We start from the raw sequence: 16,295 nt of genomic DNA on the forward strand, positions 1-16,295 counted from the left end.
ATGTTGAACGCGCGTCCCACGGATTCACAAACAGCAACTCATGACCGGGTATATCGTGCGCTTCGGTCTCGGATCATGCATGGGGAAATGGCTCCGGGGCAGGCGCTGACCCTTCGGGGGATTGGGAAAGAGTTCGGGGTCTCCATGACCCCGGCGCGAGAGGCGGTTCGAAGGTTGGCGGCTGAGGGCGCACTGTTCCTGTCTTCGTCTGGGCGCGTTTCCACCCCTGAACTGACCAATGATAGAATTGAAGAGCTTGCAGCGCTGCGTGCGCTGCTTGAAGTGGAACTGGCCAGCCGTGCCTTGCCACGGGCACATATGGCGCTGATTGATCGGCTGCAGACGATCAACATGACCGTCGCTGAAATGGTGACCAAGCGGGACGCGGTTGGGTATATCCGCTCGAATCTGGATTTTCATCGCACTCTGTATCTGCGTGCGCAAGCGCCAGCGATGCTGGCCATCGCCGAGACTGTCTGGCTGCAATTAGGCCCCACGATGCGCGCGTTGTATGGAAGGTTGCGCCGAACCGAGCCTCCTCACTATCACAAGCTGATTATCGCGGCCCTCAAAGCCGGAGATGAGCCGGGATTGCGTTTAGCTGTAAGATCGGATGTGACGCAGGGTTTGCGACTGCTGGTGGCCTGAGCGGCTTCTCGCTGACCAGTGATCAGGGATGAATCCAGATCACTGATGATAGATTTGCAAGCTGGTTTGGACAGCGCGTCTGCGATAGCATGAGGCAAATCACAACAAGAGCAGATTTCAGTTATGATCAATCGACGGACCTTTTCTATCGGACTCGGGTCAACGTTGCTGGCCGCGTGTTCAGGCGGTGGCACACCCACCAGTGCACCGGCATCGCGGATGCGGGCGGTACCAAACGCTGGTTGGGATGCCTGGGTGGCGAGTTTCAAAGGGCGTGCGGCCTCACAGGGCATTTCGCAATCGACCATAGATCGTGCCTTTCAGGGGGCAGGTTATTTGCCCGATGTGATCGAGCGCGACCGCAATCAGGTTGAGTTCAAGCGATCACTTGAAGACTATCTGGCAATTGCTGCTTCGGATGAGCGGATAAGCACAGGCAAACAAATGCTGCAAAAGCACAACGGAACGCTGTCGCAGATTGAGGCCCGGTACGGTGTCGACAAAGAGGTCGTTGTGGCCGTTTGGGGACTGGAAAGCCGTTATGGCGCGCGCCGTGGGGACGTACCGGTTATCTCGGCCACCTCAACCCTGGCCTATGACGGACGGCGAGGCGCATTTTTTGAAAAACAACTGGTGGCCGCGCTGAAGATCATTCAGGAGGGGGATACATCGCCCGCCAACATGACCGGCAGCTGGGCCGGGGCCATGGGGCATACGCAGTTCATCCCAACGTCTTACCTGGCTTATGCCGTGGATTTCACAGGCGACGGTCGTCGGGACATCTGGTCCGAGGACCCAACGGACTCGCTGGCCTCGACCGCCGCTTATCTGGCGCGGGCCGGTTGGGTGCGCGGACAACCATGGGGCGGCGAGGCGGGCACCGTCTCGGGCACCCCCTTTGCGGTATTGCAACCGCAAACGCCGGGGCCGCGCATAGCGGTGTTCCGCAATTTTCAGGTGATCAAGCGTTACAACAACTCTGACAGTTACGCGATTGGCGTTGGGCATCTGTCTGACCGGATCGCGGGCGGCGCACCGTTTCAGGCCTCGTTCGGCCCCGATGCAACCGGGCTGACGCTGGAGGACAGAAAGGAACTGCAGCGCCGCCTGACATCGGCCGGATACGATACACAGGGCGCAGATGGCGTTATCGGCAACAACACCAAGTCCGCCATCAGCGAGTATCAACGCGCCAAAGGTCTGCCGGTAACCGGAGAGCCTTCGGCCGAATTGTTGCGCAGATTGGGTGGCTGACGGCCTAGGCCGCCAACCCTTTGGAGCCGATATCCAGGAACTTCTGGCGGCGGTCCTTGACTAGGGCCGTCCCATCCTTGCCTTCTAGTTCTTTCAGCATGGCGGCAATGGCATTGCGCACGGATTCAACCGTTGCATCACGATCCCGATGGGCGCCGCCCTTGGGTTCATCGATGATGTGGTCGCAAACGCCCAACTTGTGCAGGTCTTGGGCAGTCAGGCGCAGCGCCTCGGCGGCTTCGCGCATCTTCTCGGAATCCTTCCACAGAATCGACGCGCAGCCCTCGGGTGAGATTACCGAATAAACCGAATGCTCCAGCATCGCGACGCGATTGGCTGTTGCGAACGCAACCGCACCGCCTGAGCCACCTTCGCCGATAATCACGGACACCAACGGGACACCAATTTTCAAACACATCTCAGTCGAACGCGCGATAGCCTCGGACTGGCCGCGTTCTTCAGCACCCTTGCCGGGATAGGCGCCGGCGGTATCGATCAGTGTGATGACGGGCAGGCCAAACCGACCGGCCATTTCCATCAGACGCACGGCTTTGCGATAACCTTCAGGACGGGCCATGCCAAAATTGCGTTCGATCCGCGATTTGGTGTCCGATCCTTTTTCGTGTCCAATGACCATAACAGGCTGGTCATTGAAGCGCGCCAACCCACCGATCACGGCCAGATCGTCGGCAAAGTTCCGGTCCCCAGCGAGCGGGGTGAACTCGGTGAACAGGGCCTCGACATAGTCCTTGCAATGGGGGCGTTCCGGATGGCGCGCAACCTGGCATTTCCGCCAGGGCGTCAGATCGCCATACAGCTCGTCCAGCAACTTGGCGGCTTTGGCATCCAGTGCCGCTGCCTCTTCAGAAATATCCATCTCTTCGTTGGCGCGGGCCAGTGCACGCAATTCTTCTGCTTTGCCTTCGATCTCGGCCAGCGGTTTTTCGAAATCCAGATACTGAGTCATGACGCCTCTCAACGCGGAAGTTCCCTGCTATATGACCCGAGGTCGTCCCGGATGCAACTCAGCAAGATTTGTGGATTTGGATTGTGGCACCACCAAGAAGCAACCGGAAAGAAGGATGCCAAAGATGGCAACCAGTTACGAAGATCGGGTTCTGGGCGTGCTGACCTATATCCACGATCATCCCGATGTAGACCTGTCGCTGGATGTTCTGGCCGATGTTGCGGCGATGTCCCGATTTCACTGGCACCGCGTTGTTCGTGCCATCCCTGGTGAAACCTTCGCGCAAGCCGTGCTAAGAGTGCGCTTGCATCGCGCAGCCACCCGGCTTGTTGATGCGGACATAAAATCGCGCTGTCGATCCCCCGAAAAGTCAGCGTTAAACGATTTTCGTTGATGCGCCCCCTTTCCACTAAATGAGAACGGACAGTGTGTGGGGTATCAGTCTCTATTATTGCGCCGCTTGGTGGTTCTGCAAAAAAGCCCGTGTCAGTCGCCGAGGTTCAGTCTAAAAGCCCCTGCGTAGAGAGTCGCAGGACTTCCGATGTAAGGTAATTGACCCAGCAGACCTTATTGAGGCTGGCCAGCTTGATGGATTATAAGCGATTTTCCGAACGAAATTTGGCTAGGAAAGTATTTCGATGACAAAGGACGGCATGGATCAACCTGCAAATCTCCCGCTTGATGGAGAGCGGAAACTTCCCGAACTCCAAAGAGTGGCCGAGATTGAACAGCTTCATCGGTACCAACTGGCCCGCAGTCTGGCCACCGGGCTGGATGTTCTGGATATCGCCTGTGGCGAGGGTCACGGAGCCGATGCTATTGCCGCAAATGCCAAGTCGGTTGTCGGGGTGGACATCAGCGAGCCGGCTGTGAGGCATGCAAAGCACCACTACCGAGACTCAAACCTCTCTTTCCACGTCGGCAGCGCCACGGATATTCCGCTTCCAGATGATTCCGTAGATATGGTCACTTCTTTCGAGACCATTGAACATCTGGAAGAACACGACCGCATGATGCAGGAATTGCAACGTGTACTTCGTCCCGGCGGGTTATTGTTGATATCAAGCCCCAATAAGCACGAGCATTCCGACAAGTCGGGGGATGATAGCCCACTTCATGGGAAAGAGCTTTCAACTGACGAACTCGTAGAACTGGTCGACGGCTACTTTTCAAACACATGTCACTATGGCCAACGTCTGAGCACGGCGTCGCTCATTGCTAACGACCAGAGCGCTGCATTTCGTGTACTAGCCGACAGCGATATCCACGATAGCGTCACGAATGCTCGTCATGATCTTGTTCTTGCCTCGGACGGTGAACTGCCGGAACTGCCGAACTCGATCTATGAAATTCCTGGTGTTCCGCTGGAACCCTATTCCGTCGAGGACATGCAAAATGGCGCGACAGACCAGAAGGAAAAGCCAAAGCAGGCGACGGGCAAGCAAGAACAAAGTTCATCTCCGGAAGATTCTCTGAGCAAACTCAAGGGAACCTTGGCAGAGCGCGATGAGATCATTTCCCATCTCATCGAACATCTTCGGAGCACAACGATAGCTGCCAATGAGGTAGTTCAAAGTAGATTTTGGCGCAAAACCAGCCTGAAGCGGCGTCTGTCAAACAGCATGCGCAAACGCCGCGGACGACCCAAGAGAATTTGGCCGGAAAAATTTGAAACACCTGATTTCGTTGAGCGCATTCTGGCCGGTGACACCAATGTCAACTTGTTCCTGCCGGACCGACGCGCCAGTGCAGCGCAAGGTGTAATCCCACCTTTCGGTCGCTACGGAAAAGGGCCGAACCTGCCTGTTGTTCAATATTCACAGGTGAAGGAAGGCTTTGTCGACTATATCCCTCATGAGACGCTTGAAACTGTTGTAAAGGCCATTGCCTTCTATCTACCGCAATATCATCCTTTTCCCGAAAACGACAAATGGTGGGGCAAAGGTTTCACCGAGTGGACCAATGTAGGTAAAGCGCATCCTCTTTTTGCAGGGCACCATCAGCCACATTGCCCCATACACTTGGGATACTATGATCTGCGCCTTCCTGAGGTCATGGAAGAGCAGGCGAGATTGGCGCGCAACTATGGCGTGTCCGGGTTCGCATATTACTTCTACTGGTTTGCGGGCAAGCTGCTCATGGAAAAGCCACTTGAAGCAATGCGCGACAACCCCAAAGTAGACATGCCGTATTGCATGATCTGGGCCAACGAAAACTGGACTCGCCGCTGGGATGGGTTGGATCAGGAAATCCTGATCGCACAGGACCATTCGTTGGAAGATTCACGTGCTATGCTTCAGTATCTTGAATCCTTCATGAAGGACCCACGGTACATTCGTATTAACGGGAAACCCCTGTTCATTGTTTACCGGGCACACCTGATTCCTGACTTCAAGGAAACCGTTCAGATGTGGCGGGAGCAGGCAAAAGAGATGGGGCTGGACGGATTGTATGTCGTTTCTGCTCAAACTGCCGATAGTGGAACGCCAGAAGAGCTTGGTCTGGATGCAGCCATGCAATTCCCACCTCATGCTGTTGACGCAAAGAATGTCACCAAACTCGTCGATAACCTAGCCAATGAGTTTGAGGGCGGCATCTATGACTACGATGATATTGTATCCAAGGAGGTCCGCAAAGAACCCTCGGCGAAGAAGACTTTCCGGACGGCCATGCTGTCTTGGGACAACACTGCGCGGCGGGGTCTGAAGGCATCGGTATTCACTGATTTCAGCCTGACCCGCTATAGCCAGTGGTTGTCTGCGAATGTCGAAAATGCAGCCAAGGACCCTAACCTGTCGGATGATGAGCGTATCGTGTTCATTAACGCGTGGAACGAATGGGCAGAGGGTACTCATCTGGAACCGGACCAACTCTACGGATATGGCTATCTGGATGCCACGCAGAAAGTCCTTGCCAACTATGACTCTGCTTCGGCGCCCTTCCTGCGTCCGGAAATTCCCGAAACTACTGAGGCTAAATATGCCATCGTAGCTCATGTGCATTATTCTGACACTTGGCCAGAGTTGAAAGAACTGATTGACACGCTGCCGCAGGGGGCGGTGGATGTCTATGTAACGACTACAAGTCTGGAAGCGGCGCTGATTGTCTCCAGAAGTATGCCGGAAGCTCATGTAGAACTCGTCGACAACCGTGGCCGGGACGTTCGCCCATTCCTTATCACAGCGAAACGTATTGCCCACCTGAACTATCGGGCTGTCTGCAAGGTGCACGGCAAAAAGTCGGTATACCGGGTCGATGGTGACAAAATCCGCAAGAGCACATTGAGCGCGCTGATCAACAAGTCGGCTATCAAGAAATTTGAAGCGGATCCCAAGCTGGGAATGCTGGCGACGAAGCAATCAGTTCATAAGCACGAGTCAGTCAACATGCGCCACAATCGTGCGACTGTTAAAGAACTAGCGCGCGAGATTGGACTTGAATATCGAGATGGCCAGTTCATAGCAGGAACCATGTTCTGGATTACGCCGAAGGCCGTCGAGCCTCTGTTGAAGCTGAACATCAACGATTTTGACGTTGAACGCGGTTTGGCTGATGGCACCCTTGCCCATGCCGTAGAGCGTGTTTTCGTCAACCTCGTGGAAAAATCAGGTTATCGGCTAGAGTCTTTCTGAGGCAGGTGAATCGGTTGCTCCGGCAAGGAGTGGCGCTGCAATTGGTGCGGGAGCGTCGGCGCTCCTGCCCGAATGAACTCGAGCGGTATTGTCCATACAGGAATTCCAATGTGGCAGGCATTCGCGTCAAAACGGTGCTTTGACAAGCTGTGTTTCACAGATCGTCTTGTGCGTTCAGCTTTCTTTGTTCAGACGGACTTATCCTACCTTCTCTGAAACAGGTCATCCCGGCCAAAGAACCGGATAGAGCGAGGCGACCAGCAATACTGCCATTGTCCAGTTGAACACCACCAACCGTCGCGGGTTCGTCAGAATCCGCGCCATTTGCTGTCCAAGTACCGTCCAGGTGCTGACCGAGGGCAGGTTGATTGCGCCAAACACCAACGCAACGATGATGATGGCATTCAGCGTCTGACCGGGCGCGTAGGCGGTTGTTGCAGTCAACGCCATTGCCCAGGCCTTGGGATTGACCCACTGAAACGCAGCCGCTTGCAAGAACGTCATCGGGCTGCCTGTTGCGTCCCGGCTCTGAGCTGGAGCGGCGTGGGCGATTTTCCATGCCAGATACAGCAGATATACAACTGACGCGACTTTGAGCACCGTGTAGCTGACAGGATATCGGTCGAACAACTGAACAAGCCCGGCGCCAACCAGCAACACCATAAACGTAAAACCTAGTCCGATGCCCAGCATATGCGGGATCGTGCGGCGAAATCCGAAGTTGGCACCCGATGCCATCAGCATTAGATTGTTCGGTCCCGGAGTGATCGAGGACACGAAAGCAAAGGCAATCAGAGCAAGCAGTATTTCATAAGTCATGCTGCGATTAATTGCCTGTTATTGTTATAATGAAATTGCGTTCTTGTGCGTACCGGTGATACTTTCGCAATTAATGACGAAGATGGATAAAATAAACCGCGATATATTGCGCGAATTATCTGTGGATGGCCGCATCAGCAATCTGGATCTGGCAGATCGTATCGGCCTTTCGCCTTCGGCCTGTCTTCGGCGAGTGCAGGAACTTGAGCGATCGGGTGTGATCTCGGGCTATCGGGCTGTGCTTGACCCCGCAGCCATGGGTGTTGGGTTTGTGGCTTATATCGGTGTAGGGTTGGGCGAGCATACCAAAGCGGCGCAAGAAGGTTTTGAGCGTGCCTTGCAGCGCGCGCCCGAAGTGGTCGAATGTCACAATATCACAGGCACCATTGAATATCTGTTGCGGGTCGAATGTGCAGATCTGCCCTCGTACAAGACATTCCACACAGAAGTGCTGGGAACGCTTCCGCATGTGACCTCGATAACGTCCTATGTCGTGATGGGATCGCCCAAGGATCTGAGGGCCTGAAGCCCAGAATGTGAACCTTAACCATCTTGCAGGGTTAATTTTCAGCGCCTAGTGTCATCACAAATATGTCGCTGACTGGGGTTATGACCCCAAAACGGCGCCAACATCAGGGAGATGACCATGAAACTCGTTCGGACAGGAGCGATGGCTGCAGCCGTAGCGTTGATTGCAGGTGCTGCCTTTGCGGCGCCATTGAAATTGCAACCGGCCAGCCCGCAGCCCTCAAATCCAAAAGCTGGCTTGAACGTCAAGTATGTCGGGAACGGCACGCAGCGAAAGATTAGAGATCTCAAACAGGCCAAACGGTTGTTGTCCAAGGCCAAACCAGGTCAACCGCTGCGCGGCTTGGACTACCGTGACACGGATAAGGGTGATCCGGTTCTTACGTTCAGCGACCCTTACAACGTTGCAGCCGAGATTTCGGGCTACATCCGGTTTGATGCGCCGGGCGTCTACGAGCTTGAAACATGGTCGAATGACGGGATTGAGGCCTATGTGGGTGGCCAGCAGATCGGCTATGTCACCGGCATTCAAGGGTGCGAGGCCAACCAACGGACCGAAGTCGAAGTTCCCAAAGCGGGCTGGTATCCGGTCAAGATCAACTACTTCCAAAAGCTTGGAACATCGTGCCTGATGATGAAATGGGGCAAGAAGGGTGATCGCGTCACCTGGGTTCCCAACAACGTCTTTGGGCGCTGAGACCTCAATAGCATTGTACCAATGAAAAAGGGCGCTCACCGAGCGCCCTTTAAATTTGCCTGTGGCAGATATCAGCTGCCTGCCGCGATCAGCTCGGCCTGCGCAACGATCACCTCGGCCTGCTTGATCGAGGCGATGTCGACCAAACGGCCTTTGTACACAGTAGCACCTTCGCCATTAGCCTTGGCCTGCTCCATGGCGGCCAGAATCTCGCGGGCTTCCGATACAGCCTCATCCGATGGGGTGAAGACCTGATTGGCCAACGCGATCTGCTTGGGATGGATCGCCCATTTGCCAACCATGCCCAGTGTCGCAGAGCGTTTGGCTTGTGCGATATAGCCTTCATCATCCGAGAAATCGCCAAACGGACCGTCGACCGGTAGCACACCATGGGTACGACATGCGGCAACGATCGCGGCTTGTGCCCAATGCCAGGGGTCAGACCAGTGTTTTTCGCCTTCGCGCAACATGTAGTAGTTTTCCTGCGTGCCGCCGATGCCGGTGGTTTGCATGCCCATCGAGGCTGCGAAATCGGCAGCTCCCAAGCTCATTGCCTGCATGCGAGGCGACGAGGCAGCGATCTCTTCCACATGGGCGATACCGGCCGCAGATTCTATGATCACTTCAAAGCTGACGGGCTTTGTGCGGCCTTTGGCGCGTTCGATTGCGGTGACTAATGCGTCGACGGCATAGACATCGGCAGGGCAACCTACTTTTGGGATCATGATCTGATCAAGGCGATCACCGGCCTGCTCCAGCAGGTCAACGACGTCGCGATACCAATAGGGCGTATCCAGTCCGTTGATACGCACTGACATGTACTTGTTGCCCCAGTCGACGGTGTTCAGCGCCTCGATCACGTTGGCGCGGGCGGCGTCTTTGTCCGTGGGTGCGACCGAGTCCTCGAGGTCGAGGTTAATTACATCCGCAGCGGAAGCTGCCATTTTGGGGAACAGTTTTGTGTTCGAACCAGGGCCGAACAACTGGCACCGATTGGGACGTGCCGGGGCAGTGGGTTGGATGCGGAAACTCATCTGGACCTCGCGTGAGTAATGAAATTACGATTTTTCTGCTCAATGAGGTATTAAATTGCGCGAGTCTGCGCAAGCATCATTGTGCATCTGCGGCAATGCTGGCGCAGCATATCGTTTTGGAGTGGGTGATTGTGGTGATTAAAGTTTAATCAGTTTGTAAACTTCGAAGATTTTTGCGCATTGTGAAAAAATAGCGCAAAAATCTTCCACCTGCATAGCGGTTAGTCAGGATATACGCGAAACGCTCGCCAAAACGGTTCTCTAGTTTATGCCGGAATCAAAGGAGTGCACCGCAATGATCGAGACACCGTATTTGCTGTTTTTGGGCGATGCGCCCGACCAATTGGCGGCCAAAGTGGCCCAGGGTATCAAAGACTGGCGCCCGGAAAACGCAGTAGGCCAGTTGCGCATGGATGGCTGCAAAGCCGATCTGGGTCTGAAGGACATGGACCTGATCGAGGCACGTGAAGCTGGCGCTAAAACACTTGTGATCGGCGTTGCCAACCGTGGTGGCGTGATCAGTAAAGAGTGGAAAAAAGTGCTCGTCGCCGCCCTTGAGGAAGGTTTCGACCTGGCATCCGGCTTGCACAATCTGCTGCGGGATGAGCCCGATCTTGTCGCGGTTGCCGAAGCTACCGGACAAAAACTTCACGATGTTCGCGTACCCGAAGTGGACTATCCCATTGCAAACGGCATCAAGCGCAAAGGCAAACGTTGCCTTGCTGTCGGAACCGACTGTTCCGTGGGCAAAATGTATACGGCCATGGCGATGGATGCCGAAATGCGCAAGCGCGGCATGAAATCGACCTTCCGCGCCACTGGTCAGACCGGCATCCTGATCACCGGTGATGGCGTACCGCTGGACGCGGTCATTGCTGATTTCATGGCCGGCTCGGTCGAATGGCTGACGCCTGACAATGATGAAGATCATTGGGACCTGATCGAAGGGCAGGGCTCGCTATTCCACGTATCGTATTCGGGCGTGACCATGGCGCTGGTCCACGGCGGCCAACCGGATGCCCTGATCCTGTCGCACGAGCCGACCCGCGAGCATATGCGCGGTCTGCCGACCTATCAGCTGCCGACACTGGAAGCGTTACGGGATACTGCGTTGGCGATGGCCAAGGTTGCCAACCCGGACTGTCAGGTTGTCGGCATTTCGGTCAATACGCAGCACATGAGTGAAGCGGACGCCACCGCCTATCTGGCAAAGGTCGAGGCCGATATGGGCCTGCCTGCCACCGATCCCTATCGCTTTGGTGCGGGCAAACTGGTCGACGCGCTGGCCGCGATGTGATCAATAAGACCCGCCGGGGTCTCTCCGGCGGGCAAACTTTGAAAAGTGAAGGAGCAGGCGCGTGCAGATTGAAGTCTCTCGTGATGTATTCCGGCTGGCTCAGGTCTTTACGATCTCTCGCGGGTCGCGAACCGAAGCAAAAGTACTGACAGTGCGTGTCTCGGACGGAACGCATCAGGGCTGGGGCGAGTGCGTGCCTTATGCGCGTTATGACGAAACGCTTGAGTCGGTCGAAGCCGAGATTGCTGGCCTGCCGAACGCGTTTGATCGTACCAAACTGATGGATCTGTTGCCTGCGGGCGCTGCTCGGAATGCGGTGGATTGTGCGTTGTGGGATCTGGAGGCCAAACGGGCCGGGAAACGCGCATGGGATCTGGCCGGATTGCCAGTACCGGGTCCTGAGATCACAGCGTATACCCTGTCGCTCGACACGCCTGAGAAAATGCAGGCGCAAGCAGCAGAAAACGCCTTTCGCCCCTTGCTGAAAATCAAGCTCGGTACGCCGGATGACATGCCGCGTTTGGAGGCCGTTCGCGCAGGAGCGCCGGACGCCAAGATCATCGTGGACGCCAACGAGGGCTGGTCGGCTGAAGTGTACGCTGATCTTGCACCGCATCTGGTGAGGCTGGGTGTGGCGCTGGTCGAGCAACCTCTGCCCGCGGGAGAGGACGATGCACTGATCGGCATGGATCGCCCGGTGCCGGTATGTGCAGACGAGTCCTGCCATGACCGCAGCAGCCTGCCAAAGCTGAAAGGCAAATATGATGTGGTCAACATCAAGCTCGACAAGACAGGCGGCCTAACCGAAGCGCTGGCCCTGCGCGAGCAGGCACTGGCCGAGGGCTATCGCGTGATGGTTGGCTGCATGGTCGGTAGCTCGCTTGCGATGGCACCTGCGACACTGTTGGCACAGGGTGCGATGGTGACAGACCTTGACGGCCCGTTGCTGCTGGCCGAAGACCGCGACAACCCGTTGATTTTTGATGATGCCGGAGTGCACCCGCCCAAAGCGGACCTCTGGGGCTGAGGAGACAAGACATGACCCGCACCGTTTATGTAAATGGCGAATACCTGCCCGAGACCGAGGCCAAGGTTTCCATCTTTGACCGCGGTTTTCTGTTCGCTGACGCGGTTTACGAAGTCACCAGCGTTCTGGATGGCAAGCTGATCGATTTCGAAGGCCATGCTGTGCGCCTGAAACGGTCGCTGGATGAGCTGGAGATGTCCGAGCCCTGCACCAAGGACGAACTGCTGGAGATTCACCGCAAGCTGGTGGAACTGAACGGCATCGAGGAAGGTCTGATCTATTTGCAGGTCAGCCGTGGCTCGGATGGCGACCGGGATTTTGTGTTCCCATCGGCAGATACAAAACCCAGCCTCGTTCTGTTCACTCAGAACAAGCCGGGTCTGGCCGATAGCCCCGCGGCCCAAAAGGGTGCTAAAATCATCTCGATCGAGGATATCCGCTGGGGCCGTCGCGACATCAAGACCGTGCAACTGCTCTACCCTTCGATGGGCAAGATGATGGCCAAGAAGGCTGGTTGCGACGATGCGTGGCTGATCGAAGATGGTTATGTAACTGAGGGCACCAGCAACAACGCCTATTTCGTCAAGAACGGAAAGATCGTCACGCGTCCGCTGTCAAACGACATTTTGCACGGCATTACCCGCAAGGCAGTGTTGCGGATGGCCGCCGAAGCCCAGATGGAAATCGAAGAGCGCCTGTTCACCATTGATGAGGCGAAAGAGGCGGATGAAGCCTTCACCACTTCGGCCAGCGCCTTTGTCATGCCTGTGGTCGAGATCGACGGAGTGACGCTGGGCGATGGTACCCCTGGTCCTATCGCAAAGCGTCTGCGTGAGATTTATCTGGACGAGAGCCGCAAGGCAGCGATCTGAGCATCCGTGAAATAGAAACTGAAAAAGGCCCGCTGATCCAGCGGGCCTTTGTTGTTCTCGGCGAGGGCTATGCTAGTCCTTCTTGCCGACATTCTCTTCGAAGGCGACTTCGAAAGCGGCCTGCTTTTCCGGGCTGGCTTCGGTCTGATAGTTTGCTTTCCATTCGGCCATGGTCATGCCGTAGAAAATCTCTCGGGCCTCATCCTTGCCCATCTCGATGCCTTTTTCGTTGGCTGCTTCCTGATACCAGCGCGACAGGCAGTTCCGGCAAAATCCGGCAAGGTTCATCATGTCGATGTTCTGCACATCGGTACGGTCTTGCATCAGATGCTTTTGCAGGCGGCGGAAAGCAGCGGCCTGAAGTTCAATTTCGGTTTGCTGGTCCATTGTCGGGCTCCGGATAAGTGTCTCGCGTCCTGTCTCTGACCTAACAACCCGAAGGCTGCGATACAATAAACACAAGGCTTGCTGGCGCCTTGCAGAAGTAAATTCTAATTTATGCCAGCTTGAGCGCCAGCCACGGCATCAGGCAAAACACGATGGTCAGGATTTTATAATTCGCCAGATACCTGAAGTATGCCCTCTTTACGTCCGCACGCTCCATCTGGAACATTCGACCGTGAATGCCCGCGATCCAGTCCTGCAGGACAACGATCATCAAGGTCGTAAAAACCAAAAGGCCGAGGTTAAGAACCGTCATCCAGCCGAAGACGGTCGTCAGGAATTCCTGAGTCATGGTCGTCTCCTTTCCTCCAATATATGGGGTTCAGGATACGCGCTCTCAATAATATGAGGATCGGAAACTACCTGCTATGACCCTACGTCATAAGCCACTTTCACTGAGTGCGTCTTGCAGCACGGGGGCCAGGCGCTCCGCCCATTCGCGTTGTCCGGCATGGTCCCCGATCAGGTCATTGCGCAGCTCAATCAGTGCGTTTGGACGGCCAAAGGTAGTGCAGTGCTTGTCAATTGCATCTCCGGGCAGAACGCCGGTATAGGGTTCATTGACTCCGACACACAGGTCCCCTTCCGCTTCGAGCCGATTGATGAGAGGGCGCGAGAAGCGTTCATCCGGGGTGTGCAGGACGCCGATATGCCACGGGCGCGGGTCCCGGCCGCGCAGTTGGCGGGTAAACGAGTGCATGGACACGATGACTGCATGGGGCAGGGCGGCCATTTGTGCCAGAGCTTCGTGATAGGGGCGATAGCACATATCCAGTCGCCGCTCACGCTCGGCCGCATCTGCGTGCCGGTTGCCTGGGATGATCGAACCGTCATAGAGTTTCATCAGGAGGGTTGGATCATCCTCGCCGCGGTTTGGATCAATCACAAGGCGTGAGAAATTGGCCGCAATAACAGGCGCGTTCAGAATCTCACCCAAATGCTTTGAGACTTCGTAGGCGCCCACATCATAGGCAATGTGGCGTTCCATGTCTTCACGCGGCAGACCCAGATCGCCCCCGTTGATTTCAGGTGGTACGGTGTTGGTTGCATGGTCGCATGTGATCAGCCAGCGGGACGGGCGATCCGCGCCGTGTACGAAAAACGGGGTGTATGTCATGAGCCTGTCATCTAGTTTGCCGCAGGTGTAGGGCAGTTGCTTGAGAAAGGGAATTGCGCAATAAGCACACCAACGCAATGTTTGCGGTAACATCGAGCGGACGAGGAGAGCAAAGCTAATGCGACGCCTGAGAAATGTGAAAATCGTGGCGACGCTGGGGCCGGCGTCCAATGACTATGATACAATCCGCGCCTTGCACGAGGCCGGGGCAGATGTATTCCGCCTGAATATGAGCCATGGCAGTCACGATGAAATTCGGGAGCGGCACCGGATTATTCGGCAGGTAGAAAAAGATCTGGACAGTCCGATTGCTATTTTGGCGGATCTGCAGGGCCCGAAATTGCGTGTTGGTGTGTTTGCGAATGACGCGGAAGAACTGATTGAGGGTGAAGCGTTTCGGTTGGACCTTGATGAAGCGCCCGGTGACGCCAAGCGGGTCTGCTTGCCACATCCTGAGATCTTTGCCGCTCTTGAACCGGGTGCTCGCCTGCTGGTTAACGACGGAAAAATTCGTTTGACCGTTGAAGCCTGCGGTCGCGATTTTGCCGACTGTAAGGTTGAAACCGGAGGCACCATCTCGAACCGCAAGGGCGTGAATGTGCCAGACGTTGTATTGCCACTGGCGGCCCTGTCTGAAAAGGATCGCGACGATTTGGAGTTTGTTTGCCAGCTAGGCGTGGATTGGCTTGCCCTGAGCTTTGTTCAGCGCGCCAAGGACGTCTTCGAGGCGCGCTCGCTTGCAGATGGCCGTGCTGCAATCCTTTCCAAGATCGAAAAACCGGCCGCGGTAGAAGCGTTTGCAGATATCCTCGATGCCTCCGACGGGATTATGGTTGCGCGCGGTGATCTCGGTGTGGAATTGCCTGTATCTGCTGTGCCGCCAATCCAGAAAAGACTGGTCCGCAAATGCCGGGCAGCAGCCAAGCCGGTGATTGTGGCCACACAGATGCTGGAAAGCATGATCGAAAGCCCGATGCCGACGCGCGCAGAGGTCTCAGACGTTGCAACTGCAATCTATGAAGGCACTGACGCGATCATGCTGAGCGCTGAATCGGCGGCGGGCTCTTATCCGATCGAGGCTGTTCAAACCATGAACAAGGTCGCCATCGAGGTTGAGGCCGATCCGACCTATACTCAGATTATCGCAGCCTCCCGTACGGCCAAGGGCACGACTGTTGCCGATGGCATCGTTGCAGCAGCCCGTGAGATCGCGGAAAAGACTGAAATCAAAGCAATCTGTTGCTTCACGCAAAGCGGGACGACTGCGCTGTTGACTGCACGCGAACGCCCGGGAGTGCCGATCATTGCCATGACCTCGCTCAAGGGAACCGCGCGCAGGTTGTGCCTGAGTTGGGGTTGTAATTGCGTCATGACGCCCGAGCTTGAGCGGTTCAAAAGCGCTGTTGTCAACGCCGCCCGTGCAGCGCGCTCAGGCGGGTTTGCAGGGCAATCAGATCAGATTGTGGTGACAGCAGGCGTTCCGTTCAACGTTCCGGGGACAACCAACATCCTGCGTGTAGCGCCGTGTGATGAACGCATGATTTATAGCACTGATCCCGAGTAAGCCGGATCAGGTGAAATCTGCTATTTGCAGTTAAGCAAGATTGGACCTCATCGGGTTGGCTCCCGGTGAGGTCTTAACTTGATACGACCTGAAAAACTCTGATTTTTAAGCGGAATTTGACCGCTAGAGACGAATTTGGCAAAATGGTTTCCATTTTCAGGTGATTTATCCTGATACTTACATTGGGCGGTCTCACAATAAAGTTCCAAGTTCCGGCTGCCCTGTCGGGGACACGGGCCTCGATCAAACAAACAAAACGGAGGAACGGCATGACAACGAAAATTGTCATTGGACTGGACGGGACAGAAACCGGAGAACGCGCAATCGCTTTTGCCAAGGACATGGCTCAACGTATTGGATCGTGCGAACTTCTGGCGGTGTATGTCATTGAATGG

General features: G+C 55.6%; 17 protein-coding genes. 11 read left to right on the top strand and 6 right to left on the bottom strand.

What is annotated here, in order from left to right:
• Both E1297_RS42430 and E1297_RS42435 read left to right on the top strand, forming a co-directional pair.
• Window positions 1–648, top strand: coding sequence for a GntR family transcriptional regulator (locus tag E1297_RS42430; RefSeq protein WP_155149093.1), 648 nt, complete (start codon window positions 1–3; stop codon window positions 646–648).
• A gap of 255 nt (window positions 649–903) precedes the next feature.
• Window positions 904–1,902, top strand: a complete 999-nt coding sequence (locus tag E1297_RS42435) for a lytic murein transglycosylase (protein WP_368669838.1) — start codon at window positions 904–906, stop codon at window positions 1,900–1,902.
• A 4-nt stretch (window positions 1,903–1,906) separates the two neighbouring features.
• On the opposite strand, the gene E1297_RS42440 is transcribed toward E1297_RS42435, so the two are convergent.
• Window positions 1,907–2,869 (bottom strand): acetyl-CoA carboxylase carboxyltransferase subunit alpha, encoded by a 963-nt coding sequence (locus E1297_RS42440; RefSeq protein ID WP_155149097.1) that lies wholly within the window; start codon window positions 2,867–2,869, stop codon window positions 1,907–1,909.
• A gap of 124 nt (window positions 2,870–2,993) precedes the next feature.
• Between E1297_RS42440 and E1297_RS42445 the strand changes: the two genes are divergently transcribed.
• The gene (locus tag E1297_RS42445; protein ID WP_209016328.1) at window positions 2,994–3,263 is read left to right on the top strand and encodes an AraC family transcriptional regulator; all 270 of its coding nucleotides are present in this window, start codon (window positions 2,994–2,996) and stop codon (window positions 3,261–3,263) included.
• A 244-nt stretch (window positions 3,264–3,507) separates the two neighbouring features.
• The gene (locus E1297_RS42450; protein WP_155149099.1) at window positions 3,508–6,501 is read left to right on the top strand and encodes a glycoside hydrolase family 99-like domain-containing protein; all 2,994 of its coding nucleotides are present in this window, start codon (window positions 3,508–3,510) and stop codon (window positions 6,499–6,501) included.
• A 222-nt stretch (window positions 6,502–6,723) separates the two neighbouring features.
• Here the strand turns inward: E1297_RS42450 and E1297_RS42455 are convergent, their stop codons facing one another.
• The gene (locus E1297_RS42455) at window positions 6,724–7,320 is read right to left on the bottom strand and encodes a LysE family translocator (RefSeq protein WP_155149101.1); all 597 of its coding nucleotides are present in this window, start codon (window positions 7,318–7,320) and stop codon (window positions 6,724–6,726) included.
• Between the two features lie 82 nt (window positions 7,321–7,402).
• Here E1297_RS42455 and E1297_RS42460 point away from each other — a divergent pair, with 82 nt between their 5' ends.
• A complete protein-coding gene (locus E1297_RS42460) occupies window positions 7,403–7,846 on the top strand; it encodes an Lrp/AsnC family transcriptional regulator (RefSeq protein WP_209016329.1) in 444 nt (147 codons plus the stop codon).
• 120 nt (window positions 7,847–7,966) lie between these two features.
• Window positions 7,967–8,545 (top strand): PA14 domain-containing protein, encoded by a 579-nt coding sequence (locus E1297_RS42465; RefSeq protein WP_155149105.1) that lies wholly within the window; start codon window positions 7,967–7,969, stop codon window positions 8,543–8,545.
• A gap of 71 nt (window positions 8,546–8,616) precedes the next feature.
• On the opposite strand, the gene E1297_RS42470 is transcribed toward E1297_RS42465, so the two are convergent.
• Window positions 8,617–9,579, bottom strand: a complete 963-nt coding sequence (locus E1297_RS42470) for an L-malyl-CoA/beta-methylmalyl-CoA lyase (RefSeq protein WP_155149107.1) — start codon at window positions 9,577–9,579, stop codon at window positions 8,617–8,619.
• Window positions 9,580–9,874: 295 nt separating this feature from the next.
• Here E1297_RS42470 and dgcN point away from each other — a divergent pair, with 295 nt between their 5' ends.
• From dgcN to E1297_RS42485, 3 genes are all read left to right on the top strand, one after another.
• The gene (dgcN, locus tag E1297_RS42475; RefSeq protein WP_155149109.1) at window positions 9,875–10,876 is read left to right on the top strand and encodes an N-acetyltransferase DgcN; all 1,002 of its coding nucleotides are present in this window, start codon (window positions 9,875–9,877) and stop codon (window positions 10,874–10,876) included.
• Between the two features lie 61 nt (window positions 10,877–10,937).
• Complete coding sequence (gene dgcA / locus E1297_RS42480; protein ID WP_368669839.1) at window positions 10,938–11,903, top strand: N-acetyl-D-Glu racemase DgcA; 966 nt, start codon at window positions 10,938–10,940, stop codon at window positions 11,901–11,903.
• A gap of 11 nt (window positions 11,904–11,914) precedes the next feature.
• Window positions 11,915–12,775: a D-amino-acid transaminase gene (locus E1297_RS42485; RefSeq protein WP_155149111.1), complete on the top strand. Its 861-nt coding sequence runs from the start codon at window positions 11,915–11,917 to the stop codon at window positions 12,773–12,775.
• A 72-nt stretch (window positions 12,776–12,847) separates the two neighbouring features.
• Here E1297_RS42485 and E1297_RS42490 read toward each other — a convergent pair whose 3' ends face one another.
• The 3 genes from E1297_RS42490 to E1297_RS42500 all read right to left on the bottom strand — a co-directional run bounded on the left by E1297_RS42490 (window position 12,848) and on the right by E1297_RS42500 (window position 14,336).
• Complete coding sequence (locus tag E1297_RS42490) at window positions 12,848–13,162, bottom strand: DUF1244 domain-containing protein (RefSeq protein ID WP_155149113.1); 315 nt, start codon at window positions 13,160–13,162, stop codon at window positions 12,848–12,850.
• A gap of 109 nt (window positions 13,163–13,271) precedes the next feature.
• Window positions 13,272–13,511 carry a DUF6868 family protein gene (locus E1297_RS42495; RefSeq protein ID WP_155149115.1) on the bottom strand — a complete coding sequence of 80 codons (240 nt, stop codon included), beginning with the start codon at window positions 13,509–13,511 and terminating at the stop codon, window positions 13,272–13,274.
• A gap of 87 nt (window positions 13,512–13,598) precedes the next feature.
• Window positions 13,599–14,336 carry an N-formylglutamate amidohydrolase gene (locus E1297_RS42500; RefSeq protein ID WP_155149116.1) on the bottom strand — a complete coding sequence of 246 codons (738 nt, stop codon included), beginning with the start codon at window positions 14,334–14,336 and terminating at the stop codon, window positions 13,599–13,601.
• Between the two features lie 118 nt (window positions 14,337–14,454).
• Here E1297_RS42500 and pyk point away from each other — a divergent pair, with 118 nt between their 5' ends.
• Together pyk and E1297_RS51460 are read left to right on the top strand one after the other, a co-directional pair.
• Window positions 14,455–15,900: a pyruvate kinase gene (gene pyk / locus E1297_RS42505; protein WP_155149118.1), complete on the top strand. Its 1,446-nt coding sequence runs from the start codon at window positions 14,455–14,457 to the stop codon at window positions 15,898–15,900.
• Window positions 15,901–16,169: 269 nt separating this feature from the next.
• Window positions 16,170–16,295 (top strand): universal stress protein (locus E1297_RS51460; RefSeq protein WP_196223547.1); only part of this gene is annotated, 126 nt, incomplete at its 3' end.

The sequence above is a fragment of the Roseibium sp. RKSG952 genome, from assembly GCF_009711355.1.

Excerpts from the sequence above, each read along its gene's own strand:
- E1297_RS42430 (WP_155149093.1), top strand. The coding sequence starts at position 1 with ATGTTGAACGCGCGTCCCACGGATTCACAAACAGCAACTCATGACCGG.
- E1297_RS42440 (WP_155149097.1), bottom strand. The coding sequence starts at position 2,869 with ATGACTCAGTATCTGGATTTCGAAAAACCGCTGGCCGAGATCGAAGGC.
- E1297_RS42445 (WP_209016328.1), top strand. The coding sequence starts at position 2,994 with ATGGCAACCAGTTACGAAGATCGGGTTCTGGGCGTGCTGACCTATATC.
- E1297_RS42450 (WP_155149099.1), top strand. The coding sequence starts at position 3,508 with ATGACAAAGGACGGCATGGATCAACCTGCAAATCTCCCGCTTGATGGA.
- E1297_RS42455 (WP_155149101.1), bottom strand. The coding sequence starts at position 7,320 with ATGACTTATGAAATACTGCTTGCTCTGATTGCCTTTGCTTTCGTGTCC.
- E1297_RS42460 (WP_209016329.1), top strand. The coding sequence starts at position 7,403 with ATGGATAAAATAAACCGCGATATATTGCGCGAATTATCTGTGGATGGC.
- E1297_RS42465 (WP_155149105.1), top strand. The coding sequence starts at position 7,967 with ATGAAACTCGTTCGGACAGGAGCGATGGCTGCAGCCGTAGCGTTGATT.
- E1297_RS42470 (WP_155149107.1), bottom strand. The coding sequence starts at position 9,579 with ATGAGTTTCCGCATCCAACCCACTGCCCCGGCACGTCCCAATCGGTGC.
- dgcN (WP_155149109.1), top strand. The coding sequence starts at position 9,875 with ATGATCGAGACACCGTATTTGCTGTTTTTGGGCGATGCGCCCGACCAA.
- E1297_RS42485 (WP_155149111.1), top strand. The coding sequence starts at position 11,915 with ATGACCCGCACCGTTTATGTAAATGGCGAATACCTGCCCGAGACCGAG.
- E1297_RS42490 (WP_155149113.1), bottom strand. The coding sequence starts at position 13,162 with ATGGACCAGCAAACCGAAATTGAACTTCAGGCCGCTGCTTTCCGCCGC.
- E1297_RS42495 (WP_155149115.1), bottom strand. The coding sequence starts at position 13,511 with ATGACTCAGGAATTCCTGACGACCGTCTTCGGCTGGATGACGGTTCTT.
- E1297_RS42500 (WP_155149116.1), bottom strand. The coding sequence starts at position 14,336 with ATGACATACACCCCGTTTTTCGTACACGGCGCGGATCGCCCGTCCCGC.
- pyk (WP_155149118.1), top strand. The coding sequence starts at position 14,455 with ATGCGACGCCTGAGAAATGTGAAAATCGTGGCGACGCTGGGGCCGGCG.